The following is a 19,225-nucleotide window of genomic DNA, read 5'->3' as shown; positions in this document are numbered from 1 at the left end:
ATCAACACCTTTCACGAGACATCGAGCGACGTCACCAGGAATTCGTTGCCGCGTAACACCTCGACGTCGGGACTGTCGCAGTGCGGGCACCAGATCGACCAGGCCGACGTGATTTCCGATTGCCGGCCACAGGCACGGCAGCGCACCTCGGCGGTGACGCATTCCAGTTCCAGCTCGGCGTCCGGCATGTCCGCCGAGTCGCGGACCAGCGTCCAGCAAAACGACAGCGACTCCGGGACCACCTGCCGAAGCGCGCCCACCCGCACCCGGACGACGTCGACGTGGCGTCCGTCGGCATGTGTCTTGACCACGCCGGCGATCGCCTCGCACAGCGCGAGCTCATGCATGACCGTGCCCCGCGTGCCTGCGGGTGGACGAGCCCATGAGCCTGTTCTACACCGTCGACAACCAACGGGGCCATCGTTCGTCAGCGCACACCCGGACGTCAGGCCGCGCGCTCGACCGCCGGCACCCACCTTTCTTCGATGCGACCGAGGCGCCAGATGAGCAGGGCGACGGCCCAGGTGACCACGAACATGGCGACGACCGCGAAGCCGACCACGTTCAGGTCCAATCCGGCGATCCACCTCCAGAACGGGCCCCGCCAGCCGAATTCGTCGGCGAACAGGCCCAGCAGTTCGACGCTGCCGATCAACAACGCGACCGCTACCGACAGGGCGGTGATGGTGATGTTGTAGTAGATCTTGCGCACCGGATTGGAGAATGCCCAGCCGTAGGCGAAGTTCATGAACGAACCGTCGATGGTATCCAGCAGGCACATGCCCGCGGTGAACAACACCGGCAGGCACAGGATGGCGTACCAGGGCAACCCGGCTGCCGCGCTGGTGCTCGCCAGGACCAGCAGTGCGATTTCGGTGGCGGTGTCGAAGCCCAGCCCGAACAGCAACCCCACCGGATACATATGCCAGGACTTGGTAATCGCCTTGGTGAACCGCCCGAGGAATCGGTTGATCAGTCCTCGGTTATCCAGCTGTTGCTCCAGTTCGGCTTCGTTGTACTCGCCACGACGCAACCGGGCGAACACCCGCAGGATGCCCGCCAGAACAATGACGTTGAGCACGGCGATCAGATACAGGAACACTCCGGAGACGCCGGTGCCGATGAGGCCGGTGTAGTGGTGCAACGAAGAGGAGTCTTGTTGAACCGGTCCGACGATGGCTTTGACTCCGGTCGCCAGTAGTACCGCCAAAGCGAAGACGACGGTGGAGTGGCCCAGTGCGAAGAAGAATCCGGCGGCCAGTGGCCGCTGCCCGTCGTTCATCAGCTTGCGGGTGGTGTTGTCGATGGCGGCGATGTGGTCGGCATCGAAGGCGTGCCGCATGCCGAGCGTGTATGCGGTCAAGCCGATGCCGATGCCAAATGCCTTGCCGCCCACGGCGAGTTGCGCGGGCTCCACCAAAGCGATGAGGGTGATCCAGCCGACCAGGTGCAGTGCGACGATGACGGCCGACATCGATCCCAGGCGCCACCACTCCGCTGGTGCCAGTACGCCGAGCACCCGGGAGAAACCTGTCAACTGTGAGGGATGTGACGGGCGCCGGTCGAGTTCTCTACGGGCCATGTTGGTCCTTGCAGCGGCGGGCGGAACGCAACAGGCACGACTGTAGGTTGCGTCACACGTTATTGCAAGTCACTTGCAGAAGCGCCGGGGGTTGTTGCCGGTGAACACCGCGTTGCGTGCTACGCGCTGGCGGCGCCGGTCCCAGGTGCTGCGGCGCGGTGGTTGCGCCGTGCGGTGATGACGGCCGCCCAGGACTTCACCTCGGGGTGCCGCTTGAGAAGGGCACGACGCTGGCGCTCCGTCAGCCCGCCCCAGATCCCGTACTCGACGCGGTTGTCGAGAGCATCGGCGGCGCACTCGAGAATGACCGGGCAGTTCCGGCAGATCGTCGCCGCTTCCCGCTGGGCGGCGCCGCGTACGAACAATTCTTCTGGGTCGACGTTGCGGCACCGGGCTTTGGACACCCACGCGGCGCGGGCCTCGGCGTCCGAGCCGTAGGGAAGGCGGTCAACTGCAGTAATGGCGCCGGTATGGGCGGCGTAATTCCGGAATTTTGGCACGAGATTCCCCCAAGGCTGCGGCCGGTGTTGACAGATGAACTTTTCGAACGGCCTGTTTTGCTCGCGGCCAAGTGCGTGCCTGCGCCAGATTCGCCGGCGGCTCAACCCCCTGTGATGCTCATCCCCGCTGGTCCGGAGATAGAGCGGTGTCAAACAGGCGTCTGTCGCGACAGTACGCATGGGCGTCAGGTAGCGCCTAGGGCCCTTTGTCACCACCCGAGAGGCTTCAAATCCCTTGTGGCTGTGACCATCGTCCTGGCGGTACCCGCACCGGATCCGCCCCGCGGGGCCCGGGTGCGCGGCCCCGCCGAGATTGCCGGCGCCCGGCAGTCAGCGTCGGCGTCGGCGTCGGCGGCAGGTCCGCCCGGCGCACGGGCCGCGTCGCAAACAGCTGACTTCTCGCCACCCCGAGCCGGACGGGATACTGGCGAACCTGGCCGTCCGGCGCGACACTGAACAGGTGGCGTCAAAGCCGTCGGGCCTGGACCCGGCCGTCATCGAGCGGATCGGCGAACTCTTGCGTGCCCGCGGCCTGCGGCGGATGCCCTCGCGGATTCAGGTGCTGGCGGTCCTCGAACCGGTCAACGGCCATCTGTCGGTGGCCGAGATTTATCAGCGGTTGACCGCCTGCCTGTCCGCCGATACCCAGCCGCCCGACCTGGCCACCGTCTACCGCACCGTGACCACCCTGGTCGACCAGGGAGTGTTGCATGCGTTGACCCTCGATGGGGGGGTAACCACTTACGGGCTGGCCACCGCGCCGCACCATCATGCGGTGTGCACCCAGTGTGGGGCGATCATCGAAGTGCCCGCGCGGCAGCTGAGCTCGGCACTCGAGCATGCGATGGCGGGCAGCTCGTTCGCGCTGTCGGAACGTGCCGGTCTGACGCTGCGCGGCCTGTGCCCGGCGTGTCAGGACAGCGTGCAGGATCTCGGCGACGCCACCGATCCGCGCCCTCCCCGTCGACGCGATCCCGCGTAGCGCCGGCGCTGACGTCAGCGCAGGCTCAGCAGCGCGTTTTCGACGACCTCGGGCAGTGCCGGGTGAATCCAGTACTGACCGCGGGCCATCTCGGCTGCGGTGAGTCCGAAGCTCATCGCCTGGATCAGCGGCTGGATGATCGACGACGCCTGGTGGCCCATGATGTGTGCGCCCAGCAGGCGCCCGCTGCCGCGTTCGGCGATGAGCTTGAGGAATCCGGTGGTGTCTTCCATCGCCCAGCCATAACCGACGTCGCCGTAGTCTTGTATTGCGACGCAAACGTCGAAACCTCTTGCCACGGCTTCGTTTTCGGTTAATCCCACGGCGGCCAGCTGGGGATCGGTGAACACCGCCGCCGGTACGTAGCGATGGTCGGTGACGGCCATCGACGCGGTATCGTCCCAGTCGCAGAGCAGGTTGTGCTGCACGACGCGGGCTTCGTGGTTGGCGACGTGCTTGAGCTGATACGGCGACGAGACGTCACCGAGTGCGAAAACGTTACGTGCGGAAGTTCTTTGGTATTCGTCGACCGCGATCCGGTCGTCGGCCACGTCGACGCCGGCCCGGTCGGCGTCGAGCAGGTCGGCGTTGGACCTCCGGCCGGTCGCCACCAGCAGCAGGTCCGCGTCGATGGTGGACCCGTCGTCGAGCGTGAGCGACAGGCCGGTTGCGCCGTTTTCCCCAGCCACGACATTGCGGTGAGTGCGCAGTTCCCATTTGGTCGATGCGATGCGGGTAAACCGTTCGCACAGCGTGTCGTCGCAATGCCGCAGCATGCAGCCGCCCCGGATCACCAACGTCACGCGAACCCCGAACGCCGAGAAGACGTGGGCGAATTCGGCTGCCACGAAACCACTTCCGACGATCACCAGATGCTTGGGCAACTCGGCGATCCGCATGACGGTGTCGCTGGTGTGGTACCTGACGCGGCAGGCCAGGATCGCCGGCGGAATCACTGGCCGCGAGCCGGCCGCGATCACCACCTGATCGGCGGTGAACTCGTCACCACCGTCGGTGCGCAACAGATAGCGCCCGTCGGCCTGGACACCCCCGAACCGGGTATGGGCGGGGTAGACGTCGATGTTGCGGGCCGAGCGCCGATACTGCTCACCGCCCATCGCGATCGGATCGATGCGCCCGAAGACCCGGGAGACGATATCGTCCCAGCGCACCCCGTCGATATGCGCGTCGACGCCGTACCGGCTGGCACCCTGGATGGTTTTGGCCACGTCGGCGGCGTAGACGAACATCTTGGTCGGCAGGCACCCGACGTTGAGGCAGGTGCCGCCGAAGGTGCCCTGTTCGCAGATCGCCACCCGTTTGTGCGCATAGCGGTCGTCGAGAATGCTGTTGCCCGAACCGGTTCCGATGATCGCCAGGTCGTAGGTTTCCATGGAGGCGCTCACCCCTTCCCCGACGATGCCGAGGCGCCGGTGTCATCCAGTGTGCTGAGGTAGTGGTTCAACCAGTTGTCCAGGTGGCGATAGGCTATCCGGCGCGGCTCGGGCAGCGACAAGAACACGTCGTGCTTGGCGTCCGGCACCGGAATGATGGTGCTGCGGTTGCCGATACAACCCGCCCAACGGGCGATACGGGTGACGTCGAGCACCGCGTCGCCGCGTTGCAGGGCTGCCGGGTCGGCGTTTTCGCGCACGGTGTGATCAGACCGAAGGATCAGGTTGGGCACGCCGACGTCGAGCCCGCGATGTAACCGCGCCTGTCCGCGACGCGTGGCATGCACCCAGCCGAAGGTGATCGGGAAGCCGCCCACGGGTTTCCACTGCAGGTTGTAGTCGAACTCGCCGTCATAGTCTCGGTGCAGGGTGGAGCCGTATCCGCCCTCACGCGGTGCCCGGACCACCCTCTTGGGTCGCATCCGCGAGATCGCGGCGACCGCGGCCGCGGTGAGGCCCGAACGCAGGATCGCCGGCCCGTGCAGATCCAGGAAGGGGCTGTTGAGCACCAGGCCGCCGACGGCGGCGTGCGCTGTCGTGCTGCGCCGGCGCAACCGGTCCAGCCACAGCGAGACGACGAGCCCGCCGGCGGAATGGCCGTACACCAGAACCCGCGCCGCCCTTGTTTGCTCGCCGATGACCCGCAGAGCGTGCTCCAGTTCGGCGTCATAGTGGGCCAGATCGGTGGTGAAGTGCGGGGTCTGGCCGTCCTGCCGGGAGCGGCCGCACTTGCGGAGGTCCAGTGCATAGAAGGCGAACCCGCGGCGCGCGAAATGATCGGCCAGTTCGGTGTGGAAGAAGTAGTCGGTATAGCCGTGCACCGCCAGGACGGCATGATCGGTCTGGACGGGATCTCCGCGGCGGATCAGGGTCGCGACGACGTCGCCCTCGCCGTCGGGGTCCGGTCCCAGCCGGATCGGGTGCTGCCAATAGCCGGGCAGGACGTCGGGCATCCAGCCAGTCACGGGGCCAGCTTAGAGCGTGGTCAGGGCTCTTGTCGGTCAGCCGGGCGCGCCAGCCGCGCCATCTGCGCCGGCAACGCCTGGGGATCCTGGGGGACCGCCCGTGGATGTTCCGGAGCCGCCCGCGCCAAGGGCGCCGCCTGCACCTCCCGCGCCGCCGAGGCCACCGGTACCACCCATGCCACCGGCACCGGTGCCGCCGATGCGGCCGCTCAGCCAGCCCCCAGACCCGCCCGCGCCGCCGAGGCCCGGGGCACCGCCGGCACCGCCGGCCCCACCATTGCCGCCGTGACCCCCGTCACCGCCGGCGCCGCCGACGAAACTAAAAGACGTGGGGTTGCTGCCGGTACCGGAACCCCCGCCGCCACCAGCGCCGCCCGCACCGCCAGCACCGCCCGCACCGCCGGCACCGGCGTTGCCGCCGACGCCGCCCGCGCCGCCGTCGCCCAGCAATATGCCGGCCGCACCACCGCGACCACCCAGACCGCCGGCCCCGCCGGTGCCCCCGGTGCCGAGCGCGCTGCCGCCATTGCCGCCCGCACCGCCGTCGCCGCCGGTGGCCCTGATGGCACTGCCGCTGGTGGTGCTGGCGTTACCGCCAACGCCGCCGAGTCCGCCGGCACCCGCCGACGCGCCGTCGCCGCCGGTGCCGCCGGTACCCCCGAGGCCACCGCTGCCGCCATTGCCGACCAGCAGCCCGCCACGCCCGCCGTCACCGCCGGCACCTCCAGCCCCTCCGGCGCCGCCGGACACGTTACTGTCCTGCCCGTTCCCGCCGTTGCCGCCGTGGCCTGCGAGGGCGGTGATGACCGCATTGGCGTTCCCGCCGGACGCGCCGTTACCACCAGCACCGCCGGATGCCTGCGCGTCACCACCGTCACCACCAGCACCACCGGCGGCGGTACTACCGCTCGTCGTGGTAGCGAACCCACCGGCCCCGCCATTGCCGCCGTTGCCGCCGTTGCCACCGTTGCCGCCGTCGCCGCCAGTGGCGTTACCGCTACCCTGAGCGGTTGCGTTGCCGCCGGCGCCCCCCTTCCCGCCGGTCATTGCGACGCCGCCGTCGCTGCCAGTTCCCCCAGCGCCCCCGGTGGCGCTGGTAGTACCACCCACGGTTGAACTTGTACCGGCGGTGCCGGCAGCGGCCGCGCCGACGGGGGTGGGGTTGCTGCCATCGGTGCCAATGGCGCCGGTGCCGCCCTGTCCGCCGGCGCCGCCGCCTCCGAACAGGATGGCGTTGCCGCCGTGACCGCCTGGTCCGCCATTGCCGCCGTTGACGCCCCCGATGCCTGAGCCGCCTTGCCCGCCGGCCCCGCCGTTACCCAACAGCAGCCCGCCGGCACCGCCGTTACCGCCGGCCGCGCCCGTCCCCCCGGGTCCGCCTGCGCCGCCATTGCCGATCAGCCCCGCGTTGCCCCCGGCGCCACCCGCTTGGCCGGGCCCACCGGGCGCACCGTTCCCGCCGGTGCCGAACAGTAAGCCCCCCGGCGCGCCGGCCTCACCTGGTGCCGACCCGTTGGCGCCATTGCCGATCAGCGGGCGCCCTAGCACCGCCTGAGTGGGAGCGTTGATCAGGTCCAGCACAGCCTGCATGGGCGACGCGTTGGCGGCTTCGGCTCTGGCATACGAGCCGCCGGACGCGGTCAATGCTTGCGCAAACCGTGCGTGAAACGCCGTCACTTGGGCGCTGACGGTCTGATATCCCTGGCCATGCGCGCCGAACAGGGCCGCGACGGCCATCGACACCTCATCCTCGGCCGCGGCTAACAGACCTGTGGTCGGGGCCGCCGCGGCGGCGTTGGCCGCGTTGATCGCCGAACCAATCCGCGCGAAATCCCTGGCCGCCGCGTCGAGCGTGTCCGGTATTGCGATGAGAAACGACATAGGGCACCTTCCGCCAGCGAGGCTTACGATCAATTGCTCGCCCATCAGGCCACGAATGGCCAGGACAGATTTTAGTGAGATCGGCAAAATGCTTTGGGCGCTTTCAAGCAATTGTCTGTGCTATCCAACTCCGCTACCGGGATCGTCGGGTCTTGGCGCAAGGTAAGCCCCAGTTCGGTCGGGATAACCTTGGAAACCAGTACAGCCGGAGGAAGGGCCAGGGTGTCGGAGCTAACCAGGACCGCTGATGTCGTGCTGGTGGGCGCGGGCATCATGAGCGCGACGCTGGCAGCGCTGCTCAAGCGACTGGAGCCCGACTTGTCGATCACCGTGATCGAACGGCTCGATGCCGTTGGCGCCGAGAGCAGCAGTCCGTGGAACAATGCCGGCACCGGCCATGCGGGGCTGTGCGAAATGAACTACACCCCAGCAGGTCCCGGCGGCACGATCGACGTCACCAAAGCGGTCCTGATCAACGAGCAATTCCAGGTCACCCGGCAGTTCTGGGCCTACGCCGCGGAAAACGGCATGTTGACCGACGTACGCGGCTTTCTCAATCCCGTCCCGCACGTGAGTTTCGTGCACGGCGCCGACCGCGTGGATTACCTGCGGCGCCGCCACGACGCGCTGGCCGGCAACCCATTGTTCTCCGGCACCCAACTGATCGACGACCCCGACGAGTTCGCCGGCCGGCTGCCCTTGATGGCCGCAAAACGTGACTTCTCCGAGCCGGTCGCGCTCAACTGGGCTCCGGACGGCACCGACGTCGACTTCGGTGCATTGTCGCGCCAGCTCATCGGCTACTGCGTACGCAACGGCGCCACCGCGCTGTTCGGCCACGAGGTCCGTGATCTTCGTCGCCAGCCCGACGGCAGTTGGACATTGACCGTCAGCAACCGCCGCAGCGGCCAAAAGCATACGCTGAACGCTAGATTCGTCTTCGTCGGGGCCGGTGGGGACGTGCTGCTGTTGTTACAGAAGTCCGGCATCAAGGAGATCAAGGGCTTTGCCGGTTTTCCCATCGGAGGCCGGTTCCTGCGCAGCGACAACCCGGCGCTCACCGCCGCGCACCGGGCCAAGGTCTACGGATTTCCGTCGCCGGGCGCGCCGCCTCTGGGGGCACTGCACCTCGACCTGAGGTTCGTCAACGGTAAGCCCTGGCTGGTGTTCGGGCCGTACCCGGGCTGGTCGCCAAAGTTCTTGAAACACGGCCACTTCAGCGATCTGCCCCGGTCGATCCGGCGCGACAATCTGCTGTCGCTGCTCGGCGTCGGCGCGACCGAACTGACCTTGCTGAACTATTTGATCGGCCAGCTGCGCCTCTCGGCACCGGATCGCATCGATGTGCTGCGTGAATTTGCCCCCAGCGCAAAGGATTCCGACTGGGAGCTGACCGTGGCCGGTCAGCGGGTGCAGGTGATCCGGCGCGACAAGCGAAAAGGTGGGGTGGTGGAGTTCAACACCACACTCGTCGGTGCCGCCGACGGGAGCATCGCCGGGCTGCTGGGAGGTTCGCCGGGCGCCTCGACGGCGGTGCCCATCATGTTCGAGGTTCTGCAGCGCTGCTTTGGCCACCGGTATCAGTCGTGGCTGCCCGCCCTCAAAGAGATGGTGCCGTCGCTGGGAACCAACCTCTCCGAAGAGCCCGCACTGTATGACGAAGTGCGGTCCTGGACCACCAAAGTGCTGCAACTGGACAGCCCATGACAGAAGCGCTGCGCCGCGTGTGGGCCAAAGACCTTGACGCGCCAACCCTTTACGAATTGCTCAAGCTGCGGGTGGAAGTCTTCGTGGTCGAACAGGCCTGCCCGTATCCGGAACTTGACGGCCGCGACCTGCTTTCCGAGACCCGGCACTTTTGGCTGGAAACACCTGACGGCGAGGTGATCTGTACCCTGCGGTTGATGGAGGAGCACGCCGGAGGTGAGAAGACATTCCGTATCGGCCGGCTGTGCACCCGGCGGGATGCCCGCGGTCAGGGACATACCACCCGGCTGCTGCGTGCCGCGCTGGCCGAGGTGGGCGACTACCCGTGCCGGATCGACGCCCAGGTCTATCTGGCCGACATGTACGCTCAGCACGGATTTGTCCGCGACGGTGACGATTTCATCGACGACGGTATCCCGCATGTGCCGATGCTTCGGCCCGCATCCGGTCCGGCGGCCCACTCGTGAAACCGTATCCGTTCAGTGCGATCGTCGGACACGACCACATGCGTCTTGCGTTGCTGCTGTGCGCTGTTCGCCCGGAGATCGGCGGGGTGCTGGTCCGCGGCGAGAAGGGTACCGCGAAATCGACGGCCGTGCGCGGGCTCGCGGCGCTGCTGTCGGCGGCGACCGGGGGCGCCGGCGCGGCGTTGGTCGAGATGCCGTTGGGGGCCACCGAGGACCGTGTGGTGGGTTCGCTGGATTTGCAGCGGGTCCTGCGTGACGGTGAGCACGCGTTTTCACCGGGCCTGCTGGCCCGTGCTCACGGCGGAGTGCTCTACGTCGACGAAGTCAACCTGCTGCATGACCATCTGGTCGACATATTGCTCGACGCCGCCGCGATGGGACGGGTACATGTCGAACGCGACGGCATATCGCATTCGCATGAGTCCCGTTTCGTGCTGATCGGCACCATGAATCCCGAAGAGGGCGAACTTCGTCCGCAGCTGCTGGACCGGTTCGGCCTCACCGTCGACGTGCAGGCATCGCGAGACGTCGACGTGCGCGTGGAGGTGATCCGGCAGCGGATGGCATACGAGGCCGATCCCGACGCGTTCGCCGAACGCTACGTCGAAGCGGACGCCGAGCTGGCCCGCCAGATCGCCGCGGCACGCGCTCTCGTCGACAAGGTTGTATTGCCGGACAACGAGTTACGGCGCATCGCCGCGTTATGCGCGGCCTTCGATGTCGACGGCATGCGGGCCGATCTGGTGGTCGCCCGAACGGCAGCCGCCCATGCCGCCTGGCGTGGCGCGGGCACCGTCGAGGAACAAGACATCCGGGTAGCCGCCGAACTGGCATTGCCGCATCGGCGCCGTCGAGACCCCTTCGACGATCACGGTCTCGACCGAGACCAGCTGGACGAGGCACTGGCGCTGGGGGCACCAGCGGCGAGCGGGGAAGCCGGTTCCGACCCCGACCCCGAACCCGAGCCTGACCCGCCCGCCGGTGGTCAGTCCACCAACAACTCCGCGTCCCAACCGAATTCGCACGCAGCGCCAAAGCCGCCGAAGCCCAGCGGGCCACCGTCGAAAATCTTCCGTACCCGCGCGCTGACTGTTCCCGGTGTCGGCGAGGGCGCGCCCGGACGACGGTCGCGGGCCCGCAACGCATCAGGCAGTGTGGTCGCGGCCGTCGACGGCGGCGACGCCGGCGGCCATGGATTGCATCTGTTCGCCACCGTGTTGTCGGCCGCAGAGCATGCGTCGGGGGTAGGGCCGCTGCGGCTGCGGCCGGACGACGTACGACGAGCGGTCCGCGAGGGACGCGAGGGCAACCTGGTGATCTTCGTCGTCGACGCCTCGGGATCGATGGCCGCCCGCGATCGCATGGCCGCGGTCAGCGGCGCCACCATGTCGCTGCTGCGCGACGCCTACCAGCGGCGCGACAAGGTCGCGGTGATCACGTTTCGTCAGCACGAGGCCGGGTTGTTGCTGCCGCCCACGTCGTCGGCGCACATTGCCGGCCGGCGGCTCGCCCGCTTCGACACCGGTGGCAAAACACCGCTTGCGGAAGGTCTGTTGGCCGCGCGCGAGCTGGTCGTCCGGGAGAAGGCGCGTGACCTCGCTCGCCGCGCCCTGGTGGTGGTGCTTACCGACGGACGCGCCACCTCCGGGCCGGACCCGTTGGGCCGCAGTCGAATTGCCGCGGCCCGACTGGCCGCTGAAGGCGTGGCCGCCGTAGTCGTAGACTGTGAAACTTCATACGTTCGGCTCGGATTGGCCGGGCAGCTGGCCCGTCAGCTGGGTGCGCCGGCCGTGCGGCTCGAGCAGCTGCACGCCGACCACTTGACGCGGGCCGTCCGCAACGCGGCTTGAGTCGGTGAAGAGTAATCACTTATGCCACAGGGAAATCCGACTTACATCCCCGATGACGGTCTGACCACCAGGGCCCGGCGCAACCTGCCGGTGCTGGCGGTGCATACCGGTGACGGCAAGGGAAAATCAACGGCCGCCTTCGGAATGGCGCTGCGCGCATGGAACGTCGGGCTCGACGTTGCGGTATTCCAGTTCGTCAAGAGTGCCAAATGGAAGGTCGGCGAAGAAGCGGCGTTTCGTCAGCTCGGTCGGCTGCACGACGAACAAGGGATCGGCGGAGCCGTCGAATGGCACAAGATGGGCGCGGGCTGGTCGTGGACCCGCAAATCACGCAAGGCCGCCAGCGACGTCGATCACGCCGCCGCGGCGGCGGACGGTTGGGCCGAGATCGCGCGGCGGCTGGCGGCGCAACGCCACCAGTTCTACGTGCTGGACGAGTTCACCTACCCGCTGAAGTGGGGTTGGGTCGACGTCGACGACGTGGTGGAGGTGTTGCTGGCACGGCCCGGCCACCAACATGTCGTGATCACCGGACGTGACGCACCGCCCCGATTGATCGAGGCGGCCGATTTGGTGACCGAGATGACCAAGGTCAAACACCCGATGGACGTGGGCCGTAAGGGCCAGCAGGGCATCGAGTGGTGAGGCCGTGACCTCGACACCGGCCCTGGTCATCGCCGCACCCGCGTCAGGCAGCGGAAAGACCACCGTCGCAACGGGTTTGATGGGAGCTTTGCGCCGAGCCGGTCACCGCGTCGCGCCCTTCAAGGTCGGTCCCGACTTCGTCGACTCCGGCTACCACACCCTCGCCTCAGGGTGGGTGGGCCGCAACCTGGACCCGGTATTGGTGGGAGAGCAGCTCATCGGCCCGCTCTACGGGCACGGCACCGTCGGCGCCGACATCGCTGTGGTCGAAGGTGTGATGGGCCTGTTCGACGGGCGCATCGGTGAAGCGATGAGCGGCCCCGCGGCGGGGTCCACCGCACACGTCGCAGGCTTGCTGGGGGCGCCGGTGGTCCTGGTTGTCGACGCGCGGGGTCAGAGCCACAGCATTGCCGCACTGTTGCACGGCTTCACCACCTTCGACTCAGCAACCCGGATTGCCGGCGTCATCCTCAACCGGGTCGGGACCGCCAGGCATGAGCATGTGCTGCGACAGGCGTGCGAGCAGGCCGGTGTCCCCGTGTTGGGCGCCATCCCCCGAGCCGCTGAATTGGAGCTTCCGACAAGGTATCTGGGTCTCGTCACCGCCGTCGAGTACGGTCGCCGGGCCCGGCTGGCAGTCGAGGCGATGACCGGATTGGTCGCTCGGCATGTCGATCTGACCGCCATGGTCGCGGCCGCCGCAAGCCGCGTCGGCGCGCCGCCGTGGGACCCGGTGACGGCCGTCGGCGGGCCAACGGGCGGTCACCCGACCGTCGCGATGGCGGCGGGCAAGGCCTTCAGCTTCGCCTACGCCGAACATGCCGAGCTGTTGCGGGCCGTGGGGGCCAATGTCGTCGAATTCGACCCGCTCAATCAGGCACTGCCGGAAGGGACGAAAGCCGTGCTGTTGCCGGGCGGATTCCCGGAGCAATTCGCGGCGGAGCTCTCCGCCAATGAGCTGGTCCGCGGCCAGCTCCAACACTTGACGGTTGCGGGCGCCCCGGTGCATGCCGAATGCGCCGGGCTGATTTATCTGGTATCCGAACTGGACGGATACCCGATGTGCGGCGTGCTGGCCGGCTCGGCACGCTTTACCCAGCACCTCACACTGGGATACCGCGACGCCGTCGCGGTCGCCGAGTCACCGCTGTATTCGGTCGGCCGGCGGGTCGCCGGGCACGAATTCCACCGCACCACCGTCACGTTCACCGACAGCTACCAGCCGGCGTGGGTGTATCGGGGGCTCGGGCATGATGACCGCGCCGTGCGAGACGGCGTCGTGCATCGCGGTGTGCATGCGTCCTACCTGCATACGCATCCGGCTGCGACGCCGGAAGCGGTAGCTCGCTTCGTCGCACATGCCGCGGCGAGGATGGATTAGCCCGCCAGCGTAACGCCAGGGCGACGAATCCGGCCGAGATTCGCCGTGACGTTACATTCGCGGCTCGGCAAGATCCGCTGCGCCCGGCTCCGCCGAGCTGGCGATCACCACTAAGCTTGGCGGGTGACCGAGAGCCCTTACCTCGTCGGATTGCGACTGGCCGGCAAGAAGGTGGTCGTGGTCGGCGGGGGCAGTGTCGCCCAACGCCGTCTACCCCTGCTCATCTCGAGCGGCGCAAACGTGCACGTGATCTCCCGTAGCGCCACCCGCGCCGTCGAGGTGATGGAAGGCATCGCGTTGTCGCTGCGCGAATACCGCGACGGCGACCTCGAAGAGGCCTGGTACGCGATCGCGGCCACCGACGACGCGGAGGTCAACGCGGCCGTCGTTGCCGAGGCCGATCGCCGCCAGATCTTCTGCGTTCGGGCCGACATCGCGGTCGAAGGAACGGCAGTAACCCCAGCGACATTCAGCTATGCAGGGCTGTCGGTGGGCGTGCTGGCCGGCGGCGAACACCGCCGTTCGGCTGCCATCCGGTCGGCGATCCGCGAGGCCTTACAGCGGGGCGTCATCACCATGGAAAGCCCCGAATGCTCCGACGTGGTCCGCGGTGGGGTAGCGCTGGTCGGTGGCGGTCCGGGCGATCCCGAACTGATCACTGTCCGTGGCAGGCGCCTGCTTGCCCAGGCCGATGTCGTGATTGCCGACCGTCTGGCACCGCCTGAGCTGCTCGCCGAGCTCCCGCCGCATGTTGACGTCATCGATGCCGCCAAGATCCCGTACGGCCGGGCCATGGCCCAGGACGCAATCCACGCCGCCATGATCGAACAGGCCAAATCCGGCAAATTCGTGGTCCGCCTTAAAGGCGGTGACCCGTTCGTGTTCGCCCGGGGCTATGAAGAGGTACTGGCATGCGCCGAAGCCGGTATTCCGGTGACCGTGGTGCCAGGTGTGACAAGTGCCATAGCAGTACCAGCTTCGGCGGGCGTTCCAGTAACTCACCGGGCCACAAATCACGAGTTTGTGGTGGTCAGCGGCCATCTCCCGCCCGGTCACCCCGAATCGTTAGTGAATTGGAATGCGTTGGCAGCATTGTCGGGCACCATTGTTTTGCTGATGGCCGTGGAACGCATCGAACTTTTCGTCGAAGCTCTACTAAAAGGCGGCCGACCTGCGGAAACGCCGGTGCTGGTGGTTCAGCGCGGAACAACGCCGGCTCAGCACACGTTGCGGACAACCCTTGCCGACACGCCGGAGAAGGTCCGCGCGGAGGGGATCCGACCTCCCGCGATCGTTGTGATCGGGGCTGTTGCAGGCCTCGGTGGCGTTCGGGGTTTAAACAATTCTTAAGATTACTGTAAGGTAACCCGTTATGACGGCTCTCAACGACACAGAGCGGGCTGCCCACAATTGGACGTCTGGACGGCAGGAGCGTCCGGCGTCGGCTCGCCCGGCGCCCTTGGCGGAGACCGCTTTACAACGCGTCAGCAGGTACTACCCGGCGTGGCTGCCCTCCCGTCGCTTCATCGCCGCGGTCATCGCCATCGGCGGGATGCAGCTCTTGGCGACCATGGACAGCACCGTCGCCATCGTCGCGCTTCCTAAGATCCAGAACGAGCTCAGCCTCTCCGACGCCGGCCGTAGCTGGGTGATCACCGCCTACGTGTTGACGTTCGGCGGGCTGATGCTGCTTGGTGGGCGCCTCGGCGACACCATCGGGCGCAAGCGGACCTTCATCGTCGGCGTCGCGCTGTTCACCATCTCCTCGGTGCTGTGCGCGGTCGCCTGGGACGAGGCCACCATGGTCATCGCGCGACTGTCACAGGGTGTGGGGTCGGCCATCGCCTCACCGACCGGATTGGCGCTGGTGGCGACCACGTTCCCGAAGGGACCGGCACGTAACGCGGCCACGGCGGTGTTCGCGGCGATGACGGCGATCGGTTCGGTGATGGGCTTGGTGGTCGGCGGAGCGCTGACCGAGGTTTCGTGGCGGCTGGCGTTCCTGGTGAATGTGCCGATCGGCCTGGTGATGATCTACCTGGCGCGCACCGCACTGCGGGAAACTAACCGTGAGCGGATGAAGCTCGACGCGGCCGGCGCCATGCTGGCTACGCTGGCCTGCACCGCTGCCGTCTTCGCCTTCTCGATGGGGCCGGAAAAAGGCTGGATCTCGGTGACCACCATCGGTTCGGGTGCGGTGGCCCTGGCTGCCGCCCTCGCGTTCATCGTGGTGGAGCGCACCGCCGAAAATCCCGTCGTGCCGTTCCACCTGTTCCGCGACCGCAACCGGCTGGTCACCTTTATTGCGATCTTCCTGGCCGGCGGTGTCATGTTCACGCTGACGGTGTGCATCGCCCTGTACGTGCAGGACATCCTGGGCTACAGCGCGCTGCGCGCCGGTGTCGGCTTCATCCCGTTCGTCATCGCGATGGGTATCGGCCTGGGCATTTCCTCGCAGTTGGTGTCGCGGTTTTCGCCCCGGGTGCTGACGATCGCCGGGGGATACCTGCTAGTTCTGGCCATGCTGTACGGCTGGTTGTTCATGCACCGTGGCGTGGCGTACTTCCCCAACCTGGTAGTGCCCATCGTCGTGGGTGGGGTCGGTATCGGCATGGCGGTCGTACCGCTGACCCTGTCGGCGATCGCCGGCGTGGGTTTCGACCAGATCGGCCCGGTGTCGGCGATGACGCTCATGCTGCAGAGCCTGGGCGGGCCGCTGGTGTTGGCTGTCGTCCAGGCCGTGATCACGTCGCGCACGCTGTACCTCGGTGGTACCACCGGCCCGGTGAAGTTCATGAACGACGCACAGCTGGCCGCGCTTGACCATGGCTACACCTATGGCCTGCTGTGGATCGCCGGAGCGGCCGTCATCGTCGGCGGGGCTGCGGTGTTGATCGGCTACACCCCGGCGCAGGTCGCCCACGCGCAAGAGGTCAAGGAAGCCATCGACGCCGGAGAACTCTGACTCGCCGGCGTCAGCGCAACGGCCAGACAAGCTGGCGCAGATAGCCGTCGGGCTGGTCATCGTCGATGCCGTACTCGGCGGGCCAGCGGTCGACGGGTAGGTACAGCGTGCCGAACAGGGCATCGACGATGGGGAATTCCGCAGCGTAGTTCGAGTTGTACGCCTGGGGCTGGCGTGCGTGGTGCCAGTGGTGGAATTGCGGGGTGGCGATCAGCCATCGCAGTGGCCCGCACGTCAGTCGTAGGTTGGCGTGGATAAAGATGTCCTGCAATGTCATCAGGATGACGATCGCGCCCAGGCTGACACGACCCAAGCCGAGCGCATACAACGGCACCACCGCGGCCGAGCGGATGGCTATCTGGTCGAGGGGATGCATGTGTCCGGCGGCGAGCCAGTCCATCTCGCGGACACTGTGGTGCACGCGATGGAATCGCCACAGCACCGGAACCTCGTGCATGGCGCGATGCCCCGCATAGCCGCCCACTGCGGTAATCGCAAGGGCCGCAACGATTTGCACCCAGCCCGGAGTCGCGGCAACGTTGCCGCGAAACGCTGCCGGTACCAGGGCCTGCAGCGCGGTGCCGGCCACCGCCACCGCGCCGACGAGACCGACCTTGCGCGCGGCCCCATTGACCAGATAGTGCACCACATCGGTGCGCCATCCCCGGCGCAGCACGTGGAGCGGGCGAAGCGCCAACATCTGCTCGAGCGGGATGAAGATCAGTGCCAAAACCACCAGTTTGACCGCCATTTCGCTGCGCACGCTCAGTGCGACCAGCACCAGCGTCGAGGTGACCAGCATCAAAGCAATGCCGCCGGGACTAATCCCGCCTGACCCACGAGCCGCAGCCGGCCCGATCGACGCGGAAGTGGCGGTGCTCGCGACGACGGCCGGGCGGTCGGCTATGGCTACTGGCCGTCCGAGCCTGGCCAGCCTGCCCCACCCGACCAGGACGCCGGCCGACACGACGACAGCGGGCACTCCGAGGATCGGGTCGTACGGTGGCGACCGCTATCGCGGTGATCAGAGTCGCCGACTGAAGCGTCAGACCGGTCACCTTCAATACTCGCGCACCCTGCAGCAGGCGGATCGCGTGCCAGCCGGCCACGGCCGCAGCCGCGACGAGCACGATCGCAAGCACCGTCGTGCCGCGGTCAAGGCGCTCGTGCCCGCCTGTGGCGACGAAAGCTGCGGCGCCAACGAGCCCGATCAATTCGGCCGAGTACAAGATTCCCAGAGCCGCCACCACGGGCGCGTCCCGATACGCGGGTTCCGCCCTGGTCAGCGCCGTGTGCATGCGCGACAAAGTATCTCTTGCAGCTGAGGAATGACTGAATCTTTCAGTCAGCGGAACTTCCGTCTCCACCGCGCCGGGGTTGCCGCGGACAAAGTGGGCGATCGGTTGGGAGGAAACCTTCCAGTGTGATCTGGATCTCAATACAATGACTGGTCTTACCGTGCGCGTGGCGGCGGGTCTGTTGACCAGGATGCCGAGGTGGCCTGTGATGTCGTTTTTGATTGCGGCGCCAGAGGCGCTGGCGGCGGCGGCTTCGGACCTGTCGGGTATCGGTGGGGCGATCACCGCCGCCAACGCGGCGGCGGCTGGCCAGACCCTGGGAATATTGGCGGCCGGCGCCGACGAGGTGTCAGCGGCCGTCGCGGCGCTATTCGGCGCGCATGCCCAGCAATATCAGGCGCTGAGCGCCCAGGCGACAAGTTTTCATGACCAGTTTGTGCAGGCTTTGAGCGCTGGCGGGCTCTCGTATGTCGCCGCCGAGGCCGCCAATGCTCAGCAAGCTTTACTCACCGTGATCAATGGGCCTACCGAGACGCTGTTGGGGCGGCCGTTGATTGGTGACGGCACCGCTGGGGCGCCGGGGCAGCCGGGCGGGGCTGGCGGATTGTTGTGGGGCAACGGCGGTGCCGGTGGGACTGGTATGGCGGGCCAGCCCGGCGGCCGAGGTGGGGACGCGGGGTTATGGGGCAGTGGTGGAGTTGGGGGCTGTCTCTTATACACATCTAAAAAAAAAAAATTTCTTTGGCGTTTCGCCCAGCCCGCGCGACACCTTGGCCAGCACGTCGGGGTCGTCGTAGAAGGTGGTGGCCTTGACGATCGCGGCGGCCCGGTGCTCGGGGGCGCCGGACTTGAAGATGCCCGAGCCGACGAAGACGCCTTCGGCGCCGAGCTGCATCATCATCGCCGCATCGGCCGGGGTGGCGATCCCCCCGGCGGTAAACAGCGTCACCGGCAGCTTGCCGGAGCGGGCCACCTCCACCACAAGCTCGTAGGGCGCCTGCAATTCCTTTGCCGCCACATACAATTCGTCGTCCGACAGCGACGTCAGCCGGCGGATCTCGCCGCTGATGGCCCGCATGTGGGTGGTGGCATTGGAGACATCGCCGGTGCCGGCCTCCCCTTTGGAGCGGATCATGGCCGCGCCCTCATTGATCCGGCGCAGCGCTTCACCGAGGTTGGTCGCCCCGCACACGAACGGCACGGTGAACTTCCACTTGTCGATGTGATGGGTGTAGTCGGCCGGAGTCAGCACCTCCGACTCGTCGATGTAGTCCACACCCAGGCTCTGCAGGATCTGCGCCTCCACGAAATGACCGATGCGTACCTTGGCCATCACCGGGATGGTGACCGCGGAGATGATGCCGTCGATCATCTCCGGATCGCTCATCCGCGACACCCCGCCGTGGGCGCGGATGTCGGCGGGCACCCGTTCCAGCGCCATCACCGCGACCGCACCGGCACCTTCGGCGATGCGGGCCTGCTCCGCGGTGACAACGTCCATGATCACGCCGCCCTTGAGCATCTCGGCCATACCACGCTTGACCCGTG

General features: G+C 67.3%; 15 protein-coding genes and 2 pseudogenes. 9 read left to right on the top strand and 8 right to left on the bottom strand.

Features of this window, described 5'->3' with window-relative positions; translation table 11 throughout:
* Window positions 1-11: 11 nt before the first annotated feature.
* From CDN38_RS04315 to CDN38_RS30370, 3 genes are all read right to left on the bottom strand, one after another.
* Window positions 12-347 carry a hydrogenase maturation nickel metallochaperone HypA gene (locus CDN38_RS04315; RefSeq protein WP_075513762.1) on the bottom strand — a complete coding sequence of 112 codons (336 nt, stop codon included), beginning with the start codon at window positions 345-347 and terminating at the stop codon, window positions 12-14.
* Between the two features lie 98 nt (window positions 348-445).
* The gene (gene nicT, locus CDN38_RS04310) at window positions 446-1,582 is read right to left on the bottom strand and encodes a Nickel transporter NicT (protein ID WP_099318800.1); all 1,137 of its coding nucleotides are present in this window, start codon (window positions 1,580-1,582) and stop codon (window positions 446-448) included.
* A 119-nt stretch (window positions 1,583-1,701) separates the two neighbouring features.
* Window positions 1,702-2,043, bottom strand: a complete 342-nt coding sequence (locus CDN38_RS30370) for a WhiB family transcriptional regulator (RefSeq protein ID WP_075513789.1) — start codon at window positions 2,041-2,043, stop codon at window positions 1,702-1,704.
* A gap of 499 nt (window positions 2,044-2,542) precedes the next feature.
* On the opposite strand from CDN38_RS30370, the gene CDN38_RS04300 reads away from it, so the two are divergent.
* Window positions 2,543-3,064, top strand: coding sequence for a Fur family transcriptional regulator (locus tag CDN38_RS04300; RefSeq protein ID WP_099318799.1), 522 nt, complete (start codon window positions 2,543-2,545; stop codon window positions 3,062-3,064).
* Window positions 3,065-3,078: 14 nt separating this feature from the next.
* On the opposite strand, the gene mtr is transcribed toward CDN38_RS04300, so the two are convergent.
* Genes mtr through CDN38_RS04285 form a run of 3 tightly spaced genes read right to left on the bottom strand, consistent with a single transcriptional unit; the run spans window position 3,079 to window position 7,364 of the window.
* Window positions 3,079-4,458: a mycothione reductase gene (mtr, locus tag CDN38_RS04295; RefSeq protein ID WP_099318798.1), complete on the bottom strand. Its 1,380-nt coding sequence runs from the start codon at window positions 4,456-4,458 to the stop codon at window positions 3,079-3,081.
* A gap of 8 nt (window positions 4,459-4,466) precedes the next feature.
* The gene (locus CDN38_RS04290; RefSeq protein WP_099318797.1) at window positions 4,467-5,483 is read right to left on the bottom strand and encodes an alpha/beta hydrolase; all 1,017 of its coding nucleotides are present in this window, start codon (window positions 5,481-5,483) and stop codon (window positions 4,467-4,469) included.
* Window positions 5,484-5,519: 36 nt separating this feature from the next.
* Entirely contained in the window at window positions 5,520-7,364 is a 1,845-nt protein-coding gene (locus tag CDN38_RS04285; protein WP_099318796.1) for a PE family protein, read from the bottom strand.
* 222 nt (window positions 7,365-7,586) lie between these two features.
* Between CDN38_RS04285 and mqo the strand changes: the two genes are divergently transcribed.
* From mqo to CDN38_RS04250, 7 genes are all read left to right on the top strand, one after another.
* Window positions 7,587-9,071 (top strand): malate dehydrogenase (quinone), encoded by a 1,485-nt coding sequence (mqo, locus tag CDN38_RS04280; protein ID WP_099318795.1) that lies wholly within the window; start codon window positions 7,587-7,589, stop codon window positions 9,069-9,071.
* A complete protein-coding gene (locus CDN38_RS04275; protein WP_075513768.1) occupies window positions 9,068-9,538 on the top strand; it encodes a GNAT family N-acetyltransferase in 471 nt (156 codons plus the stop codon). Before mqo ends, CDN38_RS04275 begins: the two co-directional genes overlap by 4 nt.
* Window positions 9,535-11,388 (top strand): magnesium chelatase subunit D family protein, encoded by a 1,854-nt coding sequence (locus CDN38_RS04270; RefSeq protein ID WP_099318794.1) that lies wholly within the window; start codon window positions 9,535-9,537, stop codon window positions 11,386-11,388. Before CDN38_RS04275 ends, CDN38_RS04270 begins: the two co-directional genes overlap by 4 nt.
* A 21-nt stretch (window positions 11,389-11,409) precedes the next feature.
* On the top strand, window positions 11,410-12,033 hold the full coding sequence (gene cobO / locus CDN38_RS04265) for a cob(I)yrinic acid a,c-diamide adenosyltransferase (protein ID WP_075513770.1): 624 nt from the start codon (window positions 11,410-11,412) through the stop codon (window positions 12,031-12,033).
* A 4-nt stretch (window positions 12,034-12,037) separates the two neighbouring features.
* Window positions 12,038-13,414 (top strand): cobyrinic acid a,c-diamide synthase CobB, encoded by a 1,377-nt coding sequence (locus tag CDN38_RS04260; protein WP_099318793.1) that lies wholly within the window; start codon window positions 12,038-12,040, stop codon window positions 13,412-13,414.
* A 123-nt stretch (window positions 13,415-13,537) separates the two neighbouring features.
* The gene (gene cobA, locus CDN38_RS04255) at window positions 13,538-14,764 is read left to right on the top strand and encodes a uroporphyrinogen-III C-methyltransferase (RefSeq protein WP_075513772.1); all 1,227 of its coding nucleotides are present in this window, start codon (window positions 13,538-13,540) and stop codon (window positions 14,762-14,764) included.
* A gap of 22 nt (window positions 14,765-14,786) precedes the next feature.
* Window positions 14,787-16,379: an MFS transporter gene (locus CDN38_RS04250; RefSeq protein WP_075513773.1), complete on the top strand. Its 1,593-nt coding sequence runs from the start codon at window positions 14,787-14,789 to the stop codon at window positions 16,377-16,379.
* A gap of 10 nt (window positions 16,380-16,389) precedes the next feature.
* Here CDN38_RS04250 and CDN38_RS04245 read toward each other — a convergent pair whose 3' ends face one another.
* Window positions 16,390-17,361 carry a sterol desaturase family protein gene (locus tag CDN38_RS04245; protein ID WP_142361239.1) on the bottom strand — a complete coding sequence of 324 codons (972 nt, stop codon included), beginning with the start codon at window positions 17,359-17,361 and terminating at the stop codon, window positions 16,390-16,392.
* A 524-nt stretch (window positions 17,362-17,885) separates the two neighbouring features.
* Between CDN38_RS04245 and CDN38_RS04235 the strand changes: the two are divergent.
* Window positions 17,886-18,383, top strand: a pseudogene (locus CDN38_RS04235) (PE family protein); the annotation flags it as partial.
* Between the two features lie 42 nt (window positions 18,384-18,425).
* Here the strand turns inward: CDN38_RS04235 and pdxS are convergent.
* Window positions 18,426-19,225 (bottom strand): annotated as a pseudogene (pdxS, locus tag CDN38_RS04230) (pyridoxal 5'-phosphate synthase lyase subunit PdxS); the annotation flags it as partial.

The sequence above is a fragment of the Mycobacterium ostraviense genome, from assembly GCF_002705925.1.
GTDB lineage: Bacteria > Actinomycetota > Actinomycetes > Mycobacteriales > Mycobacteriaceae > Mycobacterium > Mycobacterium ostraviense.
This window is presented reverse-complemented; position numbering and strand designations above follow the sequence as displayed.